The organism is Paenibacillus sp. EKM301P (assembly GCF_011800295.1).
GTDB lineage: Bacteria > Bacillota > Bacilli > Paenibacillales > Paenibacillaceae > Paenibacillus > Paenibacillus polymyxa.
The window spans coordinates 1,135,294-1,154,023 of the sequence record NZ_JAALFM010000001.1 but is presented as its reverse complement, the minus strand read 5'-3'; the positions used below and the strand labels follow the sequence as shown (position 1 = coordinate 1,154,023).

General features: G+C 46.5%; 16 protein-coding genes. 12 read left to right on the top strand and 4 right to left on the bottom strand.

The genetic code is table 11. The features are described 5' to 3' along the window. Positions 1 to 120: 120 nt before the first annotated feature. Positions 121 to 1,569: a polysaccharide deacetylase family protein gene (locus HFD99_RS05115; RefSeq protein ID WP_017426730.1), complete on the top strand. Its 1,449-nt coding sequence runs from the start codon at positions 121 to 123 to the stop codon at positions 1,567 to 1,569. Between the two features lie 84 nt (positions 1,570 to 1,653). On the opposite strand, the gene ilvD is transcribed toward HFD99_RS05115, so the two are convergent. The 3 genes from ilvD to HFD99_RS05100 form a co-directional block, all read right to left on the bottom strand. Beyond that, the gene (gene ilvD / locus HFD99_RS05110) at positions 1,654 to 3,342 is read right to left on the bottom strand and encodes a dihydroxy-acid dehydratase (RefSeq protein WP_016819075.1); all 1,689 of its coding nucleotides are present in this window, start codon (positions 3,340 to 3,342) and stop codon (positions 1,654 to 1,656) included. Positions 3,343 to 3,685: 343 nt separating this feature from the next. After that, positions 3,686 to 3,934, bottom strand: coding sequence for a KGG domain-containing protein (locus HFD99_RS05105; RefSeq protein ID WP_013372595.1), 249 nt, complete (start codon positions 3,932 to 3,934; stop codon positions 3,686 to 3,688). A gap of 174 nt (positions 3,935 to 4,108) precedes the next feature. Next, a complete protein-coding gene (locus HFD99_RS05100) occupies positions 4,109 to 5,143 on the bottom strand; it encodes an acyltransferase family protein (protein ID WP_017426731.1) in 1,035 nt (344 codons plus the stop codon). A gap of 314 nt (positions 5,144 to 5,457) precedes the next feature. Here HFD99_RS05100 and HFD99_RS05095 point away from each other — a divergent pair, with 314 nt between their 5' ends. From HFD99_RS05095 to mgrA, 4 genes are all read left to right on the top strand, one after another. Continuing rightward, on the top strand, positions 5,458 to 6,264 hold the full coding sequence (locus HFD99_RS05095; RefSeq protein WP_017426732.1) for an alpha/beta fold hydrolase: 807 nt from the start codon (positions 5,458 to 5,460) through the stop codon (positions 6,262 to 6,264). A gap of 14 nt (positions 6,265 to 6,278) precedes the next feature. Then, positions 6,279 to 7,049, top strand: coding sequence for an HAD family hydrolase (locus HFD99_RS05090; RefSeq protein WP_017426733.1), 771 nt, complete (start codon positions 6,279 to 6,281; stop codon positions 7,047 to 7,049). Beyond that, on the top strand, positions 7,046 to 7,786 hold the full coding sequence (locus HFD99_RS05085; protein WP_017426734.1) for an NAD-dependent protein deacylase: 741 nt from the start codon (positions 7,046 to 7,048) through the stop codon (positions 7,784 to 7,786). Before HFD99_RS05090 ends, HFD99_RS05085 begins: the two co-directional genes overlap by 4 nt. Before the next feature lie 84 nt (positions 7,787 to 7,870). Further along, on the top strand, positions 7,871 to 8,890 hold the full coding sequence (gene mgrA, locus HFD99_RS05080; RefSeq protein ID WP_017426735.1) for an L-glyceraldehyde 3-phosphate reductase: 1,020 nt from the start codon (positions 7,871 to 7,873) through the stop codon (positions 8,888 to 8,890). A 137-nt stretch (positions 8,891 to 9,027) separates the two neighbouring features. On the opposite strand, the gene HFD99_RS05075 is transcribed toward mgrA, so the two are convergent. Beyond that, positions 9,028 to 9,894: an AraC family transcriptional regulator gene (locus HFD99_RS05075; RefSeq protein ID WP_017426736.1), complete on the bottom strand. Its 867-nt coding sequence runs from the start codon at positions 9,892 to 9,894 to the stop codon at positions 9,028 to 9,030. Positions 9,895 to 10,114: 220 nt separating this feature from the next. Between HFD99_RS05075 and HFD99_RS05070 the strand changes: the two genes are divergently transcribed. The 7 genes from HFD99_RS05070 (at position 10,115) to glcT (ending at position 18,637) form a co-directional block, all read left to right on the top strand. Then, positions 10,115 to 11,293, top strand: coding sequence for a galactokinase (locus tag HFD99_RS05070; protein WP_045244585.1), 1,179 nt, complete (start codon positions 10,115 to 10,117; stop codon positions 11,291 to 11,293). A 1-nt stretch (position 11,294) separates the two neighbouring features. Further along, a complete protein-coding gene (gene galE / locus HFD99_RS05065) occupies positions 11,295 to 12,284 on the top strand; it encodes a UDP-glucose 4-epimerase GalE (RefSeq protein WP_016819067.1) in 990 nt (329 codons plus the stop codon). A 17-nt stretch (positions 12,285 to 12,301) separates the two neighbouring features. Continuing rightward, on the top strand, positions 12,302 to 13,945 hold the full coding sequence (locus tag HFD99_RS05060) for a UDP-glucose--hexose-1-phosphate uridylyltransferase (protein WP_017426738.1): 1,644 nt from the start codon (positions 12,302 to 12,304) through the stop codon (positions 13,943 to 13,945). Between the two features lie 185 nt (positions 13,946 to 14,130). Continuing rightward, positions 14,131 to 15,294 (top strand): iron-containing alcohol dehydrogenase, encoded by a 1,164-nt coding sequence (locus tag HFD99_RS05055; RefSeq protein ID WP_016819065.1) that lies wholly within the window; start codon positions 14,131 to 14,133, stop codon positions 15,292 to 15,294. Positions 15,295 to 15,467: 173 nt separating this feature from the next. Then, the gene (locus HFD99_RS05050; RefSeq protein WP_031462051.1) at positions 15,468 to 15,986 is read left to right on the top strand and encodes a hypothetical protein; all 519 of its coding nucleotides are present in this window, start codon (positions 15,468 to 15,470) and stop codon (positions 15,984 to 15,986) included. A gap of 48 nt (positions 15,987 to 16,034) precedes the next feature. After that, the gene (locus HFD99_RS05045; RefSeq protein ID WP_090889853.1) at positions 16,035 to 17,570 is read left to right on the top strand and encodes a flotillin family protein; all 1,536 of its coding nucleotides are present in this window, start codon (positions 16,035 to 16,037) and stop codon (positions 17,568 to 17,570) included. A gap of 191 nt (positions 17,571 to 17,761) precedes the next feature. After that, positions 17,762 to 18,637, top strand: a complete 876-nt coding sequence (glcT, locus tag HFD99_RS05040; protein WP_090889850.1) for a glucose PTS transporter transcription antiterminator GlcT — start codon at positions 17,762 to 17,764, stop codon at positions 18,635 to 18,637. The last annotated feature ends 93 nt before the right edge of the window (positions 18,638 to 18,730 follow it).

Here is an 18,730-nt window from a genome sequence, read left to right as displayed (position 1 = left end):
GCTGACCAGTAGCAATGGCAAAATCTCGGCATGCTTACATCATTGTGATAACATATAAGTAAGTGAGTTTTCCTCAGGAGGCCTGCTTGGAAGTTCAGAATAGAAAAGTGGGGATAAAACGTGCAGACTTTGCTGTTATGGATGTTTTACATTTCAACTTTTTATGCTTTTATTCCGGCGCTGGTGAGTCGTATATTTGGTTTCCGGGTGTTTAGGCGTGGAAAAAGTGACCAAGAATATGCACTAACCTTTGATGATGGTCCTGATCCAGTCTATACACCACAGTTGCTCGATTTACTCAAGCGTTTTGATGCCAAGGCTACTTTTTTTGTTGTAGGGTTGAATGCCGAAAAACACCCTGAGCTTCTGAAGCGCATGCATGATGAAGGTCATCTAATCGGTATTCACAATTATGTGCACAAATCGAATTGGCTTATGCGGCCTGTTACTGTTAGAAGACAAATTGCCCAGACAGAGTCAGTCATTCGTCGAGTAACTGGCGAAGGAACGACCTTTTATCGTCCACCTTGGGGGATTGTGAACTTTTTTGATATTTCCAAAAACAATGGTCGTCGAATCGTATTATGGTCCTCTATGTTTGGTGACTGGAAGGCCAGCATTGGAGCGAAACAATTAGCAGAAAGAATGCTCAAAAAGCTGAGGGGTGGCGAGGTGATGCTGCTCCATGACTGTGGTACGACATTGGGGGCAGACGCAGAAGCGCCACAGAATATGCTCATTGCGCTAGAGAAGCTATTGAGGGTCGCCCAGGAACGGCAATTACGCAGTGTCCGCGTGGATACATTGTTTTGCCGTCAATCTGGCTATCATTCCACTGTCTCCTGCTTGTCCAGTACAGATTGGATGAAAAAAACGATGGTATTCGGATGGCTACAATACGAGCGCCTTTTTCACGCCTTGTTCCGCCTTCGTCCTGTTAGCAAGAATAACACGATCTTTTATTATCGTCGCCGTATCTATCATGGACCCAATATTAACATGGAGAACGGTAGGTGGCTGGAAAAGGGGGACCCCATAATTGAGCTTCATTTTGACAATAAAATGTTGTTTCAATTGGGAGCGACGGCAAAGTCCTTGGTACATCTAGCGATTCAATTGATTCGGGTTGTGAAAAGACAACTGCCTGATCTTACCCAACGGGTTGTACATGATTCTGGTATGAAGGGTGTAAAGGCGATCTATGCAGTAAGTATGATTCATCGAGGGCCTGAAAAATTAGGCTTTCAAATTCAGGAGCTTCCCCAAGGACTGTTTAAGCATGCATCTACTGTATATTTAAAGCTGTTATTTCGTGTCATCCATCCTTCGGGTTCAGAACAATTGAGTGAAAAAAAAGAGGTCATGGTACCGAAACTAATCGTGATGCCCATTGATACCTTGTTTGAACGTTTTCAACCGGGGGATTCGCACCGGGCAGACCAGGCTTTTGATCCAACTGATCAAAGGGATGTGGTTCATACACTCAACAGTGAAATGACCGAAGAAGGGGAGCCTATGCATACTTCGATCAGGGCTTCACAAACAGCGGATACAGGATCAAGCAGTTGACCTAATAAAAAAAGCCTCTCGATCCTTTGTAGGAGTCGAGAGGCTTTTTAGTGGTTCATACAATAATCTATCTTGGCAAAGCACTTAGATTTTCATAATTCCGCCGTTACTTGCGTTCGTCACCAGCTTGGAATAACGCGCCAGGTAGCCTGTCTTCACTTTCGGCTCGAAGCCTTTCCAGTTGGCACGACGACGGTCGAATTCTTCGTCCGTAATGTGAAGCTCAATCTTACGATTGTTCAGGTCCAGCTCAATGATATCGCCGTCCTCAACAAAAGCGATAGGTCCGCCTTCTGCTGCTTCGGGGGAAATATGACCGATGGAGATACCACGGGAAGCACCTGAGAATCGTCCGTCTGTAATCAGACCAACCTTGGCACCAAGCCCCATGCCCACGATTTGTGAAGTCGGAGCGAGCATTTCAGGCATACCAGGTCCGCCCTTAGGACCTTCATAACGAATAACAACAACATGTCCTTCGGCAATTTTACCGTTAGCGATGCCAGCCAGTGCATCTTCCTGTGAATCAAAGCAGATGGCAGGGCCTTTGTGATAACCGCCAACAGAAGGATCAACCGCACCGACTTTAATAATGGAGCCTTGTGGTGCCAAATTGCCGAATAATACAGCTAGACCGCCGCGCTCGGAATAAGGGTTGTCCAATTTGTGGATGACGTTAGTGTCCAAAATTTCCTGACCCTCTACGTTTTCACGAAGGGTTTTCCCAGTTACAGTAATACAGTCACCATGCAATGCGCCCGGTTTCTTCAATAGCTCATTCAGCACTGCGCTTACGCCACCTGCATTATGAACATCCTCAATGTGATAGTCGGAAGCAGGTGCCAATTTGGACAAATGAGGTACACGGTTCGCGACTTCATTGATGCGTTCGATAGGGTAGTCAACCTCAGCTTCATGGGCAAGTGCCAATGTATGCAATACGGTATTCGTAGAACCACCCATTGCCATATCCAGTGCAAATGCATTATCAATGGCTTCTTTAGTCACGATATCACGTGGTTTGAGATCAAGCTTAATCAATTCCATCAATTGGCGTGCAGATTGTTTGACGAATTCTTTGCGTTCTTCTGCTACGGCGAGAATGGTACCGTTACCTGGCATAGCGAGTCCCATCGCTTCTGCGAGACAGTTCATAGAATTCGCTGTGAACATTCCTGAACAGGAGCCGCAGGTTGGACAGCCATATTGTTCTAGCTCAAGCAAACTTTGATCATCGATTTTGCCAGCCTGGAATGCACCTACACCTTCGAAGACGGAAGTCAGGGAAATAGAGCGTCCGTTCTTATCTTTACCAGCTTTCATAGGACCGCCGCTGACGAAAATAGTCGGAATGTTAACACGCAATGCCCCCATCATCATACCAGGGGTAATTTTATCGCAGTTAGGAATACATACCATGCCGTCAAACCAGTGAGCGGAAACGACAGTTTCCAAAGAGTCTGCAATAATTTCACGACTTGGCAGAGAATAACGCATACCGATGTGTCCCATGGCAATGCCGTCATCTACACCAATAGTGTTAAATTCGAAAGGTACACCGCCTGCTTCACGAATGGCCTGCTTGACAATTTTGCCAAATTCCTGCAAATGGACGTGGCCCGGTACGATGTCAATATACGAGTTGCATACCGCAATAAACGGTTTGTCAAAATCTTCTTCTTTGACACCCGCTGCGCGCAGCAAGCTGCGGTGAGGAGCGCGGTCAAAGCCTTTTTTAATCATATCGGAACGCATTTTCGTCTTAGCTGTCATGATGCTGGTTTCCCCCCAAAGTATAAAAATGGTATGGCATTCAATTGAACGCCGTAATAGCGCAGATGTTTTCTAAAGAGTCTATCATAGTTGTGCGCATATTTCTACATATATGAGGATTTTGAAAAAAGTATAGAAGTGTTCTGTAAGCAACAATATATAGATAGGAACAGTTTTATTTATCTATATATTGCATCTGTAAGGATTTGAATTGGATTCTTCAAAACTCTGATATCCTGATATATTAGCCTATCGGATAAATAGGAAAAGCCCATTCCGCTATAAAACGGATGGGCTCAGGCTTGTTTTTATGTTAAAGGAGGGTGGAATATGAAACTATATTTTAATTTCTGCCACCTTTACGACCGATGTCTCTGTAGAAATTTTTGTCATGCGACTCAGCTGTAGCATCGCCGCCCTTTTTGCCGATTTCCTGATAAAACTCTTTATCATGTGAGTTTGCGGTTGCTTGTCCGCCTTTCTTGCCAATCTCCTGATAAAATTCCTTATTGTGCTTCTTGGAGGTAGCTTCCCCACCCATACGGCCTGCTTCTTCGCGACTCATTTTACCCTGATTTTGATTACGTGCCATTACAAATCACTCCTTATTAAAAAGTTGTTTTTTGTTGCGCGTATCATTTACTTACCACATCTTGCCTGTATGAAACAGGCACTATGCGCGAAGTAAAGAGGGGGAGACCCACTTCCATTCTCGTCTGTAAGTGGGTTGTCGCGTCCTGATTGTGAAATATCAATGGATAAAAAGTTACGCAGACCGTCTAAAAAGATAAGGAGCGGGCTTCAACATCCACTCTACCTGTGGCTCAATCAGAGGCCGTGTTGCAGTTCGAACCCAAGGCATGGTCAACAGACAGCACAGACCTGTGGCGCACACTAGAATCAACATGACTTCCACAGGAGTATCTATATACTCGTAGACCCCCTTTGCAACAACGGAACGGACGATTAAGCCATGCAGCAAAAAGACATATAATGTACGTCGTCCCATCTCGGTTATACGTCCTGTGACGGCTGGAACAAAGCTTAGAAACGCCATAGATGCTATCCATTGAACTCCATAAATGCCGATACGGTAAATCCCTGCGTACCATTCGGTATGGCCCAGTTCACCATAAGTCATGTTGCCATATAGCCAGCCTGCCGGGATGCCAAAATACGACGTTCCCGCCAGTACCATAAGTAAAAGAGATACAATACCAGCGATGATACGGACAGGTGTTGTGAAGAAGCGTCGAACGTCGGCATAATTCAAATGATAACCTGCTACAAAGTAAGGCAAATAAACAAAGGTTCTGCATACGCTTAGCCATATACCGTCTACGGGGAGATATCCGACAAGGATACCCAGTAGCACGGATATGCCCAGTTGGAAGACTGGTGGTATTTTCTGAAAAGATAGCATCAGCAGTCTCCAGCAGATGTGGCTGGCAAGGAACCAAAGCAGCAGATAAGGAGCAAAAAAAGAATGATGGATATGGGGAACGTGAAAGATTACGATATCCAAAATTGAATAAAGGGATTGGAAAATCAGATATTGCATACCGATCTGAAGCAGAACCTTTTGTCCTGCGAGACCCGTCAAAGTGGTTTTGGCAAAGTAGCCTGTAACGAGTACAAACAACGGCATATGAAACATGAATATCCAGCTGAACCATTGTTGGGCAAGATGAAGTGAACCGACTAATGGCTCCAGGGCGTTTCCTGCAAATACGCATATAATCAACAGAAATCGCAAATTGAGAAAAAAGCTTTCCCCTTGTACATCATGGCTTGTCGTCATGTGTTTCCCTCCGAACGGCTTCTGCCGACTAAACTATTTAAAAAATAATTCTTTACATGGAACAAGGTACGATACTCTGGATTGTAACATTGTGATTTTATTCACAATAGTAAGCGTTATCATGTCCTTTTTATGTGGCGAAAGCTTGAACACGGAATAAAGATGGGCTTATGTCTGGAAACGTGTGCTAATTTGACCCTGTACAGGCAACGATGTTACCCTAACAAGGTTATAGTTATGCTAACAAATACAGCGACACCATTTAGATTCAAGTTACGAATCACGAGGTACGAAAGTCGAAAGGAACTTATACGATGAGAAGAAGAACAAGAAGATCATACAACTCCTATGGAACACGCGGATCTCGGAAAATATGGAAAATTCTTTTAGGCATCCTAATTGTCATCGTGCTAATCGTGGGTTGGGGAGCATGGAAGGTATTTACGCCTTATCAGCCTGACGAGACGGCTGCTGCTGCATTAGCCGAAATAGCGGATACTGTGAAAGTAAATGAGCAAGAGCATTGGTTAAGTTTTGAGCCTGCCAAAAGAAGTGGATCAGGAGTCATTTTGTACCCAGGAGCGTTGGTTAAACCCGAAAGCTATGCGCCCTTGGCACGCCGTCTGGCAGAAAAGGGTCATCATGTGATTATTGTAAAAATGCCACTGAACCTTGCATTGATCTCACCGGATTTGGCGAATGAAGTGCTAAAGGCGTACCCGAAGGAAGTCTTTGTTATTGGCGGACATTCGTTAGGTGGTGTGATGGCGGCCCGATATGCAGCTGCACATCCTGATCAGGTTAAAGGTGTATTTTTCCTTGCTTCCTACCCGGATAACAAGGGTAATTTAAAGGATAAAAATCTGCCAGTGATTTCTCTACTAGGAAGTGATGATGGAGTCATCCAGATGAAAAATGTCCAAAGTGGGAGAACTTATTTACCTGCCAACACGCTGTATTTTACAGTCGAAGGGGGGAACCATGCCCAATTTGGCAGTTACGGTGCCCAGAAAGGGGATAATCCTGCGAAAATTAGCGCCGTTGAGCAATGGAATCAGACGGTAACGGCTTTACAGGACTGGATGAAAGAGAGTGTAGATTCAGCTTCTAAGAACCCGTAAAGGAGGTGTGATGCATGTCTGAGCTGATCGTGCAGGGGAAGCGATATTCATGCCGTGGCATCTTATTCGATAAAGATGGCACACTACTGGATTTTATTCAGTTGTGGGGTCCTTGGGCTCGTTCTATACTGGATATGATGGAGCAGCATCTTGTCGTGGCGGGAGCTGGTTTTACGATGGAAAAAGGCAACATTCTAGGCACTGTTCACGATCAGGAGGGACGTGTGATCGGTTACGATCCTTCTGGTCCGCTGGCAATGGGGACGGTGGATGAAAGTACAGGTGTGCTGGCTTGGCAGCTTTATACTGCCGGTGTCCCGTGGAATGAAGCTGTGCGGCTTGTCCGCGAATTTAATAAAACAGCGATGGCTGACGTCCGCCGACATCGGGCAGCGAAGGTGTTTCCGGGGTTGCGGACCTTATTGGAGCAGAGTCGCCGTGCCGGATTGAAGCTGGCGGTTGTGACCTCTGACAGTACAGAGGCTGCACAAGAGCATCTGGAGTGGATGGGGCTGACATCCTATTTTGACGAGATCATCGGACATGATAGGGTTACATACGGTAAGCCTGACCCGGAAATGGCTGAAAAAGCTTGCGCGTTACTAGGACTGTCGCCAGCGGACGTGGTAGTGATCGGAGACAGTAATGGGGATATGCAGATGGGCAAGCGTGCCGGAGTACGGCTAGCCATTGGATTTGCGCCGGAACCGGAGCGTTCCGGTCATTTGCTGGATGCGGATAAGGTGGTTCGTGGATATAAAGAGCTGGAGGTGCGTAGAGCATGAAAGTTAATACGTTGGCGGATTGGATACAGCAATCGCAGAATATTGTTTTTTTCGGCGGAGCAGGGACATCGACGGAAAGTGGTATTCCAGATTTTCGTTCAGCAGCAGGCTTGTATCAGAGCGAGGAAAAATTACCTTATTCTCCCGAGGTTATGCTTAGCCGCTCTTTTTTTGTGAAGCATCCTGAGGTATTCTTCGGTTTCTATCGCAGCAAAATGCTGCATCCCGATGCGAAGCCGAACGGCTGTCATCATTTCCTCGCGTCTTTGGAAAAGCAAGGCCGTCTTAAAGCGGTTGTGACGCAAAATATTGACGGATTACACCAGGCTGCAGGAAGTATGAATGTACTGGAGCTTCACGGCTCGGTACATCGCAACTACTGTATGGAATGCGGTCGCTTTTACGATCTAAATGAAGTGATGAACAGTTCCGAGGTTGTACCTAAATGTCCGGTAGATGGAGGAATGATCAAACCGGATGTCGTTTTATATGAGGAAGAGTTGAATCAAGATACCCTTATTCAATCCATTCAGGCCATTTCTCAAGCAGATCTGCTGTTAATTGGAGGAACGTCACTGACAGTTCACCCTGCGGCAGGCTTGATTGCTTATTTTCGCGGTAAACATACAGTGCTGCTGAATACAGACCCCACTTCATATGATCACAAGGCGGATCTTTTGATCACTGAACCGATCGGTAAAGTTATGGAAAAACTTGCTCATCAATTGGGCTTGTAATCGTTTTCTTGTCAACGCCCGGATAAAAGCGCTATGATGATGTTGTGATGGACATAACAATGTTTCGAGAGAGGCTGTGATAGCATGGTTTATTTAGCTGGCGAAGATCGTTATGAAAGTATGAAATATAACCGTACAGGGAGATCAGGTCTTAAGCTGCCCGCTATTTCGCTGGGCTTGTGGCACAATTTTGGCGGGATTAACAACGCGGAGAATGGTCGCAGCATGATTACTCGCTCCTTTGATCTGGGCATTACGCATTTTGATTTAGCTAATAACTATGGTCCTCCTGCGGGTTCAGCTGAGGAATTTTTCGGACAAGTGTTAGCCAGTGATATGAAGCCGTACCGGGATGAATTGGTTATCTCCACCAAAGCAGGCTACCATATGTGGGAAGGTCCATATGGTGACTGGGGATCTCGCAAGTATATGATATCCAGTCTGGATCAGAGTCTGAAGCGAATGGGGCTGGACTATGTCGATATATTCTACTCTCACCGCTTCGATCCGAATACGCCCCTGGAAGAAACGATGGGAGCACTGGATCATATCGTACGTTCCGGTAAAGCGCTGTATGTGGGTGTGTCTAATTATAGTGCAGAGCAAACGGCAGAAGCAGCTCGTATTTTGAAGGAGCTTGGCACACCGATGTTGATCCATCAGCCGAGATACTCTCTGCTTGACCGCTGGATTGAAAATGGATTACAAGATGTACTGGACGAAAACGGGATAGGCAGCATTGCCTTTTGTCCACTGGCTCAGGGACTGCTGACCAATAAATATTTGAACGGAATTCCCGAGGATTCACGTGCAGCAAGCACATCGGTTTTCCTGAATGAGAACCATGTGACGCCTGAAACTCTTCGCAAGGTGCGCGCCTTGAACCAGATGGCTGCTGCACGTGGACAAAGTTTGGCTCAATTCTCACTGGCATGGGCTCTACGCGGTGAACGTCTGACCTCTGTCCTGATTGGGGCTAGCCGTGTAAGCCAAATCGAAGAGAATGTTGAAGCCTTATCCAATCTGGAGTTTTCACAGGAAGAGCTGGACCGGATTGATTCGATTCTAAATGCCGGGAACGGACAAGACAGCGGCACAGCCTAATGACAAAAGGCATTTCGGAGTCATTGACCTAATTTCACATTCTCTTATACGATATATACTTAACAGCCCGCATTCGCTTGAAGGATGCGGGCTGTTTGTTATTGGCAGGGAGCTAGGGAAACCTGCTAAAGCTTACTTTACAACTGAGGATACTGCTTAACCTTGCTCCGGTACTCGGTTGGAGACTGACCACAGAAACGTTTGAATTGACGTGAGAAGTATAAAGCATCGGTTAAACCTACAGATGCAGCCACTTGCTCGACCGACAGCTCAGGACGTTCACGCAGCAGTTGACGTGATTTGTCGATCCGTAGTTTAAGCAAATAGGTGACGGGGGAGATGCCCGTTTCTTTTTTGAATATCCGTGATAAGTATGCACGGTTATAACCAAGTCCTTCAGACATTTGCTCAATGGAAACGGGGTGTGCGTACTGAGTGGACATGTATTGAACCATCTGCTTGACTGTACGTCGAATTTGCGAATCCGCCCCAGACGGATCAGTCCAGTCACTCAGGTAATTACTTGCTTCCCCCATAATTAGGTACAAGTAGCCCAAGGCTGAGAGATGAGAGCTAGATTTTCTGCTGTAAAAGGCCAATTGCATTTGTTCCAGATAACCGGGAATAGGACTTTGATCAGCAGCATGGAAAACAGGCTGATGAACACGCAGTCCTGCCTCTTGCACCACCTGCTCCGTATGGTGTCCGGTAAAGGCAGACCAACGATAGCGCCACGGTTCCTCTTCATCAGAGGTATAGCTCACCAGCTGACCGGGATGAATAAGGAAAAAATCGTTTTTTTTAAGCTGATATGTGTGCTGTTCTGTTCGAAAGATGCCTTTGCCCGACTCTACAAAGTGGAGCAGATAGTAATCATAGATTTTCGGCCCCACAGCATGACCGGATTTGGTCTGGCTCTCTCCTGCAAAAAGCACATGCAGCGGGCTATTTTCATAAAACACCGGATTAGAGGCGACAGCATAACTATATGAATGCGCTTGCAAAATAGAGTCATCCTTCCTGCATTTGTGGATAGTTTAGCGGATGCGGTATACTTACATTGTACATGTCCAAGTCACATTTATCCATAGCTTAAACACATGGATGCATTACATTGTGTGACGCTTTCATTTATACTGAAATCATAAGAGATGTCAACCTGATTAAGATATTACAGGGAAATCAGGGGGACTTTTACTAACGGTGAATGAGGTGGATGCGGATATGGACTCTACTGAATTAAAGAAACATTTTATTGAAAAATATGGTGAAAGCAGCAATGAACTGCTGATATTTCATGCACCTGGGCGCGTCAATCTGATTGGAGAGCATATCGACTATAATGGTGGTTATGTACTCCCGGCTGCGCTGGAATTTGGTACGACGCTGATCCTTCGTGCGCGCAATGATGACCAAATTCATTTTGCTTCGACAAACCTGTCGTACGAAGTGTCTATCCCCCGCGGAGAGATAGGTAAAAGCAAAACGGATGAGTGGGTGGATTATCCGGTGGGTGTGCTGGTGGAGTTGGCTCAAAAGGGAGTGTATCCTTCTAGCGGATACGATCTGCTCTATCATGGAGAAATACCGAACGGAGCTGGATTATCCTCCTCAGCCTCGATTGAGGTCGTGACAGGCTACGCTTTCTTGACTACCGAAAAGCAGAAAACCGACACTGTCGAAATCGCTTTGTTGTCCCAGCGGGCAGAAAACAATTACGTGGGTGTCAATTGCGGCATTATGGATCAGTTCGCTGTAGCGAACGGAGCGGCTGATCATGCAATTCTGCTGATGTGTGATACGCTGGAGTACCGTAAAGTGCCATTCCGCACGGGAGCTTATAAGCTTGTGATCGGCAATACAAATAAGCGCCGCGGTTTGGTGGATTCAGCCTATAACGAGCGTCGCAGTCAGTGTGCGGAAGCACTGTCCATTTTGCAGCAGCAGGAGTCGTCATTGGAATACCTTGCACAGCTGGATGAGGCTCGGTTTGGAGAGCTCCAGCATCATATTGCAGATGAAACAGTTCGCCGCCGGGCACGGCATGTGGTGGAGGAAAACGCTCGTGTGCTGGCTTCTGTCGAAGCTCTCGCGGCGAATGAACTTGCAGCTTTCGGTCAGTTAATGAACGCTTCTCACGATTCATTACGTGACCTGTATGAGGTCAGCTGCACCGAGCTGGATGTTATGGTGGAAGAAGCACGACGCATTCCTGGCACGCTGGGTGCTCGCATGACAGGGGCTGGGTTTGGAGGTTGTACGGTTTCATTGGTTCATGAGGACGATGTGGAACGTTTTGTGAAGGAAGTCGGCGAAGCTTATCAGACCCGTACAGGGCTGGAAGCCAGCTTTTATGTATGCAAGGCAGGAGACGGAGTTAAAGAACTGAAGGAGGACGAATAACATGGCCATTTTAGTCACAGGTGGAGCTGGATATATCGGTTCACATACCGTAGCAGAACTGTTGGATCTGGGAGAAGAAGTTGTTGTGCTGGATAACTTGCAAACCGGACACAAAGGAGCATTACTTGGAGGCAAGTTGTATGAAGGTGATTTGAGAGATAAAGAACTTCTGTCCAAACTGTTCTCTGAAAATAAAATCGACGCTGTTATTCATTTTGCAGCCAACTCGCTGGTTGGGGAAAGCATGCAAAATCCCGGAAAGTATTATGACAACAATGTATTTGGTACGTTGAGCTTGCTGGAGGCGATGAAAGATGCCGGCGTAAGCAAGATCGTATTTTCCTCGACTGCCGCTACCTATGGCGAACCGGAAAAGGTGCCGATTGAAGAAGGTGACCGTACTGAGCCAACTAACGTGTATGGTGAAACAAAGCTGATGATGGAGCGCATGATGTCCTGGTTTGATAAAGTATTAGGCATCAAATACGTGTCTTTACGGTATTTTAATGCGGCTGGTGCCCATGAGAGCGGCAAAATCGGTGAAGATCACCGACCAGAAAGCCATCTGATCCCATTGGTGCTCCAGACAGCATTAAAACAGCGTCCACATATCGCTGTGTTTGGTGAGGATTATGCGACACCTGATGGTACGTGTGTCCGTGATTACATTCATGTAAGTGATTTGGCGGATGCTCATGTGCGCGCAGTGAATTACTTGCGTGAAGGTAATGACAGCAACATATTCAATCTGGGCAACGGGCAGGGCTTCTCTGTGAAGGAAGTTATTGAAACGGCACGCAAGGTTACTGGACTCGACATTCCAGTTGTGACAGAACCCCGCCGTGCAGGCGATCCAGCAATATTGGTTGCATCTTCTGACAAGGCCCGTTCGGTGCTGGGCTGGAGTCCAAAACGTACCCAACTGGAGGATATTATTAGCGGAGCATGGGGATGGCATCAGTCGCACCCTCAAGGCTACGGCGACGAATAGACGGGAGACGATGACATATGAGCGAGCGCCAATCTGTAGATAAAGGCCAAGACCGGGAACTTTCCCGGCACCTGGCCCATGACATCGACGAAACTGTACAGCAATCGGCTCTATATGCGGTGGAGCAACTGGTTGCATTCGCACATAAGAAGGGCTTGATTGGTCTGCAAGATACGGATTACAGTCGTAATCTGCTATTGGAGCAGTTCGGGTTTTCGGAGCCTTATTCCGGTGGGGAAGCAGGGGGCATTATTGCCCCCGAAGCTCTCCAGCCTGTGCTTAATGTATTGATAGATTATGGTTTTGCCATAGGGCTTATCCCTGAAAACACGGATACGTATCGTGATTTGCTGGATTCCAAAATCATGGGCCAGCTAATGGCGAGACCGTCTGAAGTCATCCGTGACTTTCATCAAACGGAGGCTGAACGTGGTATAGAAGCGGCTACAGATGCTTTTTATCAATTATCCATCGATTCGAACTACATTCGAATGGATCGGGTGGCCAGCAATGTGTACTGGAATCAGTCAACGCCTTACGGAGATATGGAAATTACGATTAATTTGTCCAAGCCAGAAAAAAGTCCCAAGGAAATTGCAATGGCGAAGCTTTTACCGCCGCCTGTTTACCCCAAATGTCAATTGTGCCGTGAAAACGTTGGATATGCCGGGAGGGTAAACCATCCGTCCCGCCAAAATTTGCGTATTATTCCGGTCGAATTGAATAGGGAACCGTGGTTTTTTCAATATTCACCTTATGTGTATTACAACGAGCATTGCATTGTGTTCCATCATGATCATGTACCCATGAAGCTTACAAAGGATACGCTGCGGCGGTTGCTGGCCTTTACGAAAGCGTTTCCGCATTATTTCATTGGCTCTAATGCGGATCTGCCTATTGTCGGAGGGTCTATCCTAACTCATGATCATTTTCAGGGTGGTCGTCATACATTCCCAATTGAAAAAGCGGGTGTGGACGGCGTATACCATAATGAAGAGTTTCCGCAGGTTACGGCAGGTATTGTAAACTGGCCGATGTCGGTCATTCGTTTTACGTCAACAGATCCCGACGCACTGTTGGAGGCGGGGAATGCTGCTTTTGAAGCCTGGAAGGGTTATAGTGATCCATCGGTAGACGTTCTCTCTCATACCGAGCTGGAGGGGGAAACGATTCCGCATAATACAGTAACGCCGATTGTGCGCCGGGATTCTGAAGGAAGATATCAGATGGATCTCGTACTGCGGAACAATCGAACGAGTGAAGAATATCCGGAAGGTATTTTCCATCCCCATCGCGAGATGCATCATATCAAAAAGGAAAATATCGGTCTGATCGAGGTGATGGGGCTTGCCATCTTACCAGGTCGACTCAAGGATGAGCTGGATGGAATTGCTGATATCTTGTGTGGGGACGACGAATTGGCCGTGGCTATGCAGCAGGAAGGACATCCACTGTTTAAGCATGCAGACTGGATTTACCAGTTGAATACCCGGTTCGGTCGCCTGTCTGATAAGGAGACGGCTGTTCGTACCGTACAAAATGAGGTTGGACTGAAATTCAGTGAAATTTTAGAGCACGCAGGAGTGTATAAACGGAATCCATCCGGTCAGCAAGCGTTTGGCCGTTTTATGAAACAATTGGGCTATACCTTGGGAGAATAAAGTTGCTTATGTTGCCACATAATACAATACGAGAACCCTCCCAAGATGTGAAATGTAACCATACTCCTTAAGGGGTATGGTTTTTTTTCTGAAAATAAAGCAATTTGTTTCCTGTAACCATAAAGGTTATAATAGAGTAGTTTCTTAACATTAAACTTTAGAATTATTGGAGGCGAACGTTTGCGATGAAAGCATTCGAATTTTATAATCCTACACAATTGATCTTCGGTAAAGGACAATTGGAGGCTCTCAAGCGTGAAGTTCCTAAATATGGAAAACGTGTACTACTTGTATATGGCGGCGGCAGCATTAAGCGCAGCGGTTTGTACGATAATGTAATAAAATTGCTTGGTGAAATTGGTGCAGAGGTAACAGAACTGGCGGGTGTAGAACCAAATCCTCGCTTGTCTACGGTACATAAGGGTGTTGAATTGTGTAAAACAAATCAAATCGACCTTGTACTGGCTGTGGGCGGTGGTAGTGTACTGGATTGCTCCAAAGCTATTGCTGTCGGTGCAAAATATGATGGGGACATGTGGGATTTTGCAGAGCGTAAAGCGGCTCCCAAAGCAGCCTTGCCATTAGGTACGGTTCTGACCATGGCTGCAACCGGCTCTGAGATGAACGCAGGTTCTGTTATTACAAACGAAAAAACTCAGGAAAAATTGGGCTGGGGTAGCGTACATGCGTTTCCTGCGTTTTCCATTCTTGATCCGGTGAACACATACTCTCTGCCACAAAATCAAACGGTTTACGGAATTGTGGATATGATGTCACATACGCTCGAGCATTATTTCCATTTGGAATCCAATACTCCGGTTCAACTGGGCTGGTGTGAAACGATTTTGCGTACGGTCATAGATGCGGCGCCGGGACTGGTTAACGATCTGGAAAACTACGAGCTGCGTGAAACCATTATGTATTGTGGTACGATGGCACTGAACGGCTTCCTGAACATGGGGCTGACAGGTGACTGGGCTACTCACAATATTGAGCATGCTGTGTCTGCTGTTTATGATATTCCGCATGGTGGAGGACTGGCTATTCTGTTCCCGAACTGGATGAAACATAACCTGCATGTGAAGCCTGAACGCTTCAAACAGCTGGCTGTGAATGTGTTCCATGTAAACCCAGAAGGTAAGAGTGATGAAGAAGTAGCGTTGGAAGGTATTCAAGCGTTGCGTGATTTCTGGAGCTCGATTGGTGCACCAAGCCGTCTGGCTGATTACGATATTGATGCGTCCCAAATTGATGTAATGGCTGATAAAGCTGTGAAATTCGGACCTTTCGGTGGCTTTAACAAGCTCAATCGCGAAGATGTAGTCGAAATTTACAAAGCATCCCTGTAAACAGCGGTTGGAGCATAATAGGCACGTTTGTGCGTCATTAGACGTACGAACGTGCTTTTTTGGGTTTAATTTGGAATATAGGAGGTAAATTTTGAAACTTTTTAAGGTTGAATACGTAAACATAGTTATAGACTGGAAACCAGACTGAAAAGGTGCATGGAAGGAGGAGTCGCATGGAAACCTTATTTTGGTGGTTATTGGCAGGAGGGGCAATCTTTACCTTGGTTAGCGTGTTGATCGGGGATGTACTCGGTAGCTGGCTGGATGGGGCGTTAGAACTGCCGGGCCTTGATTGGTTCAGACCTGTCGTTCTACTTGGGGCTATGACTGCTTTTGGCGGGGCTGGAGTACTACTGACAAAGTATACTGGGCTGACCATGGGCTGGGTCGTTGTGCTTGCTTTAGGGATTGCACTTGTGATTGGAGTGCTAGTGTTTTTTGCGTTTATCAAGCCTATGGCGAATTCAGAGGTATCCAGTGGCTTCTCAATGCGTGAACTAACTGGCAGAATCGGTGAGGTCACCATTCCTGTACCTGAGGTTGGTTACGGGGAAGTTATGATCCGCTTGGGTGCAGGCAACACCATACATACAGCATCTAGCTTTGATCACAAACCGCTAGCTGCGGGAACCCGTATTGTCGTGGTTGAGGTCGCAGAGGGCGTCGTCCGCGTAGCGTACCTGGACACATAGACGGCGCATTCGCTTAACTTGAAGGGAGCGTGATCGGGAGTGTCAAGTTTGCAAGATATTGTGTTGATCCCTGGAATTGTTGTCATTGTTATCGTCATATTAGGGATTGCTTTTTGGGCCCGTTACAAAACGGTAGGACCGGATGAAGGAATGATTGTGACAGGTTCTTTTCTGGGAAATAAAAATATTTCCGAGGATGATTCTGGTCGCAAGATTAAAATTGTACGTGGTGGGGGCGCTTTCATTTGGCCTATTTTCCAGCAGTCCGAATTTATCTCTCTGTTGTCTCACAAATTGGACGTAACTACACCGGAAGTATATACAGAGCAAGGAGTACCCGTGATTGCGGATGGTGTGGCGATCATCAAGGTTGGCAGTTCCATTGAGGATGTAGCCACAGCAGCCGAGCAGTTCATCGGAAAGCCGCTGGAAGCGCTTAGAGGAGAGGCTCAAGAAGTGCTGGAGGGACATTTGCGGGCAATCCTCGGCTCCATGACGGTAGAGGAAGTATATCGTAATCGGGATCGGTTTGCGCAGGAAGTACAGGGCGTGGCTGCACGCGATCTGAAAAAGATGGGCTTGCAGATCGTTTCATTCACCATCAAAGACGTGCGCGATAAACATGGGTATCTGGATGCGCTTGGTAAGCCGAGAATTGCTGCTGTGAAAAGGGATGCAGAGATTGCAGAAGCCGAGGCAGTGCGGGATGCCCGAATTCAGAAGGCGCAAGCAGAACAGGAAGGACAGAAGGCCGAGCTGTTGCGGGATACGAATATTGCCGAGGCAGCCAAGGAGAAGGAACTGAAGGTGGCTTCGTTTAAGAAAGAACAGGATACTGCCAGAGCAGAAGCCGATCAGGCTTATCACATTCAGGAGGCCCGTGCCAAGCAGACTGCCGTCGAAGAACAGATGAAAGTCGAGTTGGTACGTAAGGAACGGGAGATTGATATTCAAGCCAAGGAAATACAGGTACGTGAAAAGCAATATGATGCGGAAGTGAAAAAGAAGGCGGAAGCCGATCGGTACGCAGTAGAACAAGCGGCGGAAGCTGACAAATCGCGTAAAATGCGTGAGGCGGAATCGCTGCAATACTCGATTGAAACACAGGCTAAAGCGTCAGCTGAACAAAAACGTCTAAACGGGCAAGCAGAAGCGGATGCAGAACGGGCCAAAGGTACAGCCGATGCAGATGTCATCCGTTTGCGTGGTCTCGCGGAAGCTGAGGCCAAGGAAAAACTGGCGGAGGCGTTTCAGAAGTTCGGAGAGGCCGCCGTGCTCGATATTATCGTGAAAATGCTGCCGGATCTGGCCGGACGTATTGCCGAACCGATTGCATCCATTGATAAACTGACTGTTGTGGATACGGGGAAAGGGGAAGGAGCAACGCGTGTCAGCAATTATGTCACCGAACTGATGGCGACGGCTCCTGAGATGCTTAAGAGTGTATCCGGTATTGATGTAGAGCAGTTGATCAAGGGACTAACCACTGGAAAAAATGGTCTTCATTCCGTACCGTCCTCCGTTGATGCGAACAAGCTGCACAATCCAGCCTCGGTTGAGGTGACACTAACGGATAAAGAATAACGATAAGCCTTCGGGAGCAGATTCTTAGCCCCCAAAAGACCGCTTTTCATCACAGCATTTCCTAGAAATTGTGATGAAAAGCGTTTTCTTTTTATTGACCTTTAGCGGAATATTTGGTACTTTAACGTGGATTCCTCTGAGCTTCATGCTATAATTCTTAGGATCAAGGTTCTGATAAAAGAGGTGCGGATGTGAGCAGCCTAAAAGTGGCCAAAGCGCTGAATAACAATGTGATTATAGGGATGCATCCCGAGCATGATGAGGTTGTCGTGATTGGAAAAGGAATCGGTTTCAATCGCAGACCCGGCGATCTTATGCCGTTGGATTCAGTTGAAAAATTATTTATATTAAAAAGCCATGAAGAACAGGAGCAATACAAACGGTTGCTTCCTGAGCTGGATGAAAAGCTCATCGAGGTCATCGGTGAGGTACTTCATCTTGTTCAACTTCAAGCAAAGAAGCCTCTAAATGAGCATATTTTGATTGCTTTAACTGACCATATCGCTTTTTCCATCAACCGTCATAAACAGGGAATTACGATTCATAATCCGTTTTTGTATGAGACTAGGGAAATATATCCTCAGGAATACAAGATGGCTGAGCAGGCTGTTGCTTTAATCAGGGATAAGATGAATGTAGATCTGGGAGAAGATGAAATCGGATTCGTAGCTCTGCATATTTATAGTGCTATGACGAACCAACATATCTCCGAGGTTAGGAAGGATTCTCGTCTGATTGCCGACATGGTTCAGGTCGTCGAGACGACACTGGATTACCGAATTCCTCTCCAATCCCTTGATTATTCTCGTCTGCTGACTCATCTGAGATTTGCGATTGAACGTGTACGACGAGGAGAAATTGTGCAGGAGATTTACCGATTGGACAAGCTTTTGAATGAAGAATATCCAGAAATGTATATGCTGGCCTGGAAACTTACGAAGATTATGGAGAAAAGGCTACGTAAACCGGTGTATCCAGCTGAAGTTAGCTATTTGACGATGCATCTGCAGCGTTTGTCCCAACGCAAGGAGCAGGGAGAGCAACAAACTGTGATAAAGCCCGAATAAAAAAGTATTGCCTCGCATTTAGCGTGGTGCTATAATCAATTTTGCAATGAGGAAGACAACAACTAAACATTTTAACGTGTTACTGATTCGATC

Bases quoted from the DNA above. Each gene is read 5' to 3' on its own strand.
- ilvD (WP_016819075.1), bottom strand. From the start codon at position 3,342: ATGACAGCTAAGACGAAAATGCGTTCCGATATGATTAAAAAAGGCTTT.
- HFD99_RS05105 (WP_013372595.1), bottom strand. From the start codon at position 3,934: ATGGCACGTAATCAAAATCAGGGTAAAATGAGTCGCGAAGAAGCAGGC.
- HFD99_RS05100 (WP_017426731.1), bottom strand. From the start codon at position 5,143: ATGACGACAAGCCATGATGTACAAGGGGAAAGCTTTTTTCTCAATTTG.
- HFD99_RS05095 (WP_017426732.1), top strand. From the start codon at position 5,458: ATGAGAAGAAGAACAAGAAGATCATACAACTCCTATGGAACACGCGGA.
- HFD99_RS05090 (WP_017426733.1), top strand. From the start codon at position 6,279: ATGTCTGAGCTGATCGTGCAGGGGAAGCGATATTCATGCCGTGGCATC.
- HFD99_RS05085 (WP_017426734.1), top strand. From the start codon at position 7,046: ATGAAAGTTAATACGTTGGCGGATTGGATACAGCAATCGCAGAATATT.
- mgrA (WP_017426735.1), top strand. From the start codon at position 7,871: ATGGTTTATTTAGCTGGCGAAGATCGTTATGAAAGTATGAAATATAAC.
- HFD99_RS05070 (WP_045244585.1), top strand. From the start codon at position 10,115: ATGGACTCTACTGAATTAAAGAAACATTTTATTGAAAAATATGGTGAA.
- galE (WP_016819067.1), top strand. From the start codon at position 11,295: ATGGCCATTTTAGTCACAGGTGGAGCTGGATATATCGGTTCACATACC.
- HFD99_RS05060 (WP_017426738.1), top strand. From the start codon at position 12,302: ATGAGCGAGCGCCAATCTGTAGATAAAGGCCAAGACCGGGAACTTTCC.
- HFD99_RS05055 (WP_016819065.1), top strand. From the start codon at position 14,131: ATGAAAGCATTCGAATTTTATAATCCTACACAATTGATCTTCGGTAAA.
- HFD99_RS05050 (WP_031462051.1), top strand. From the start codon at position 15,468: ATGGAAACCTTATTTTGGTGGTTATTGGCAGGAGGGGCAATCTTTACC.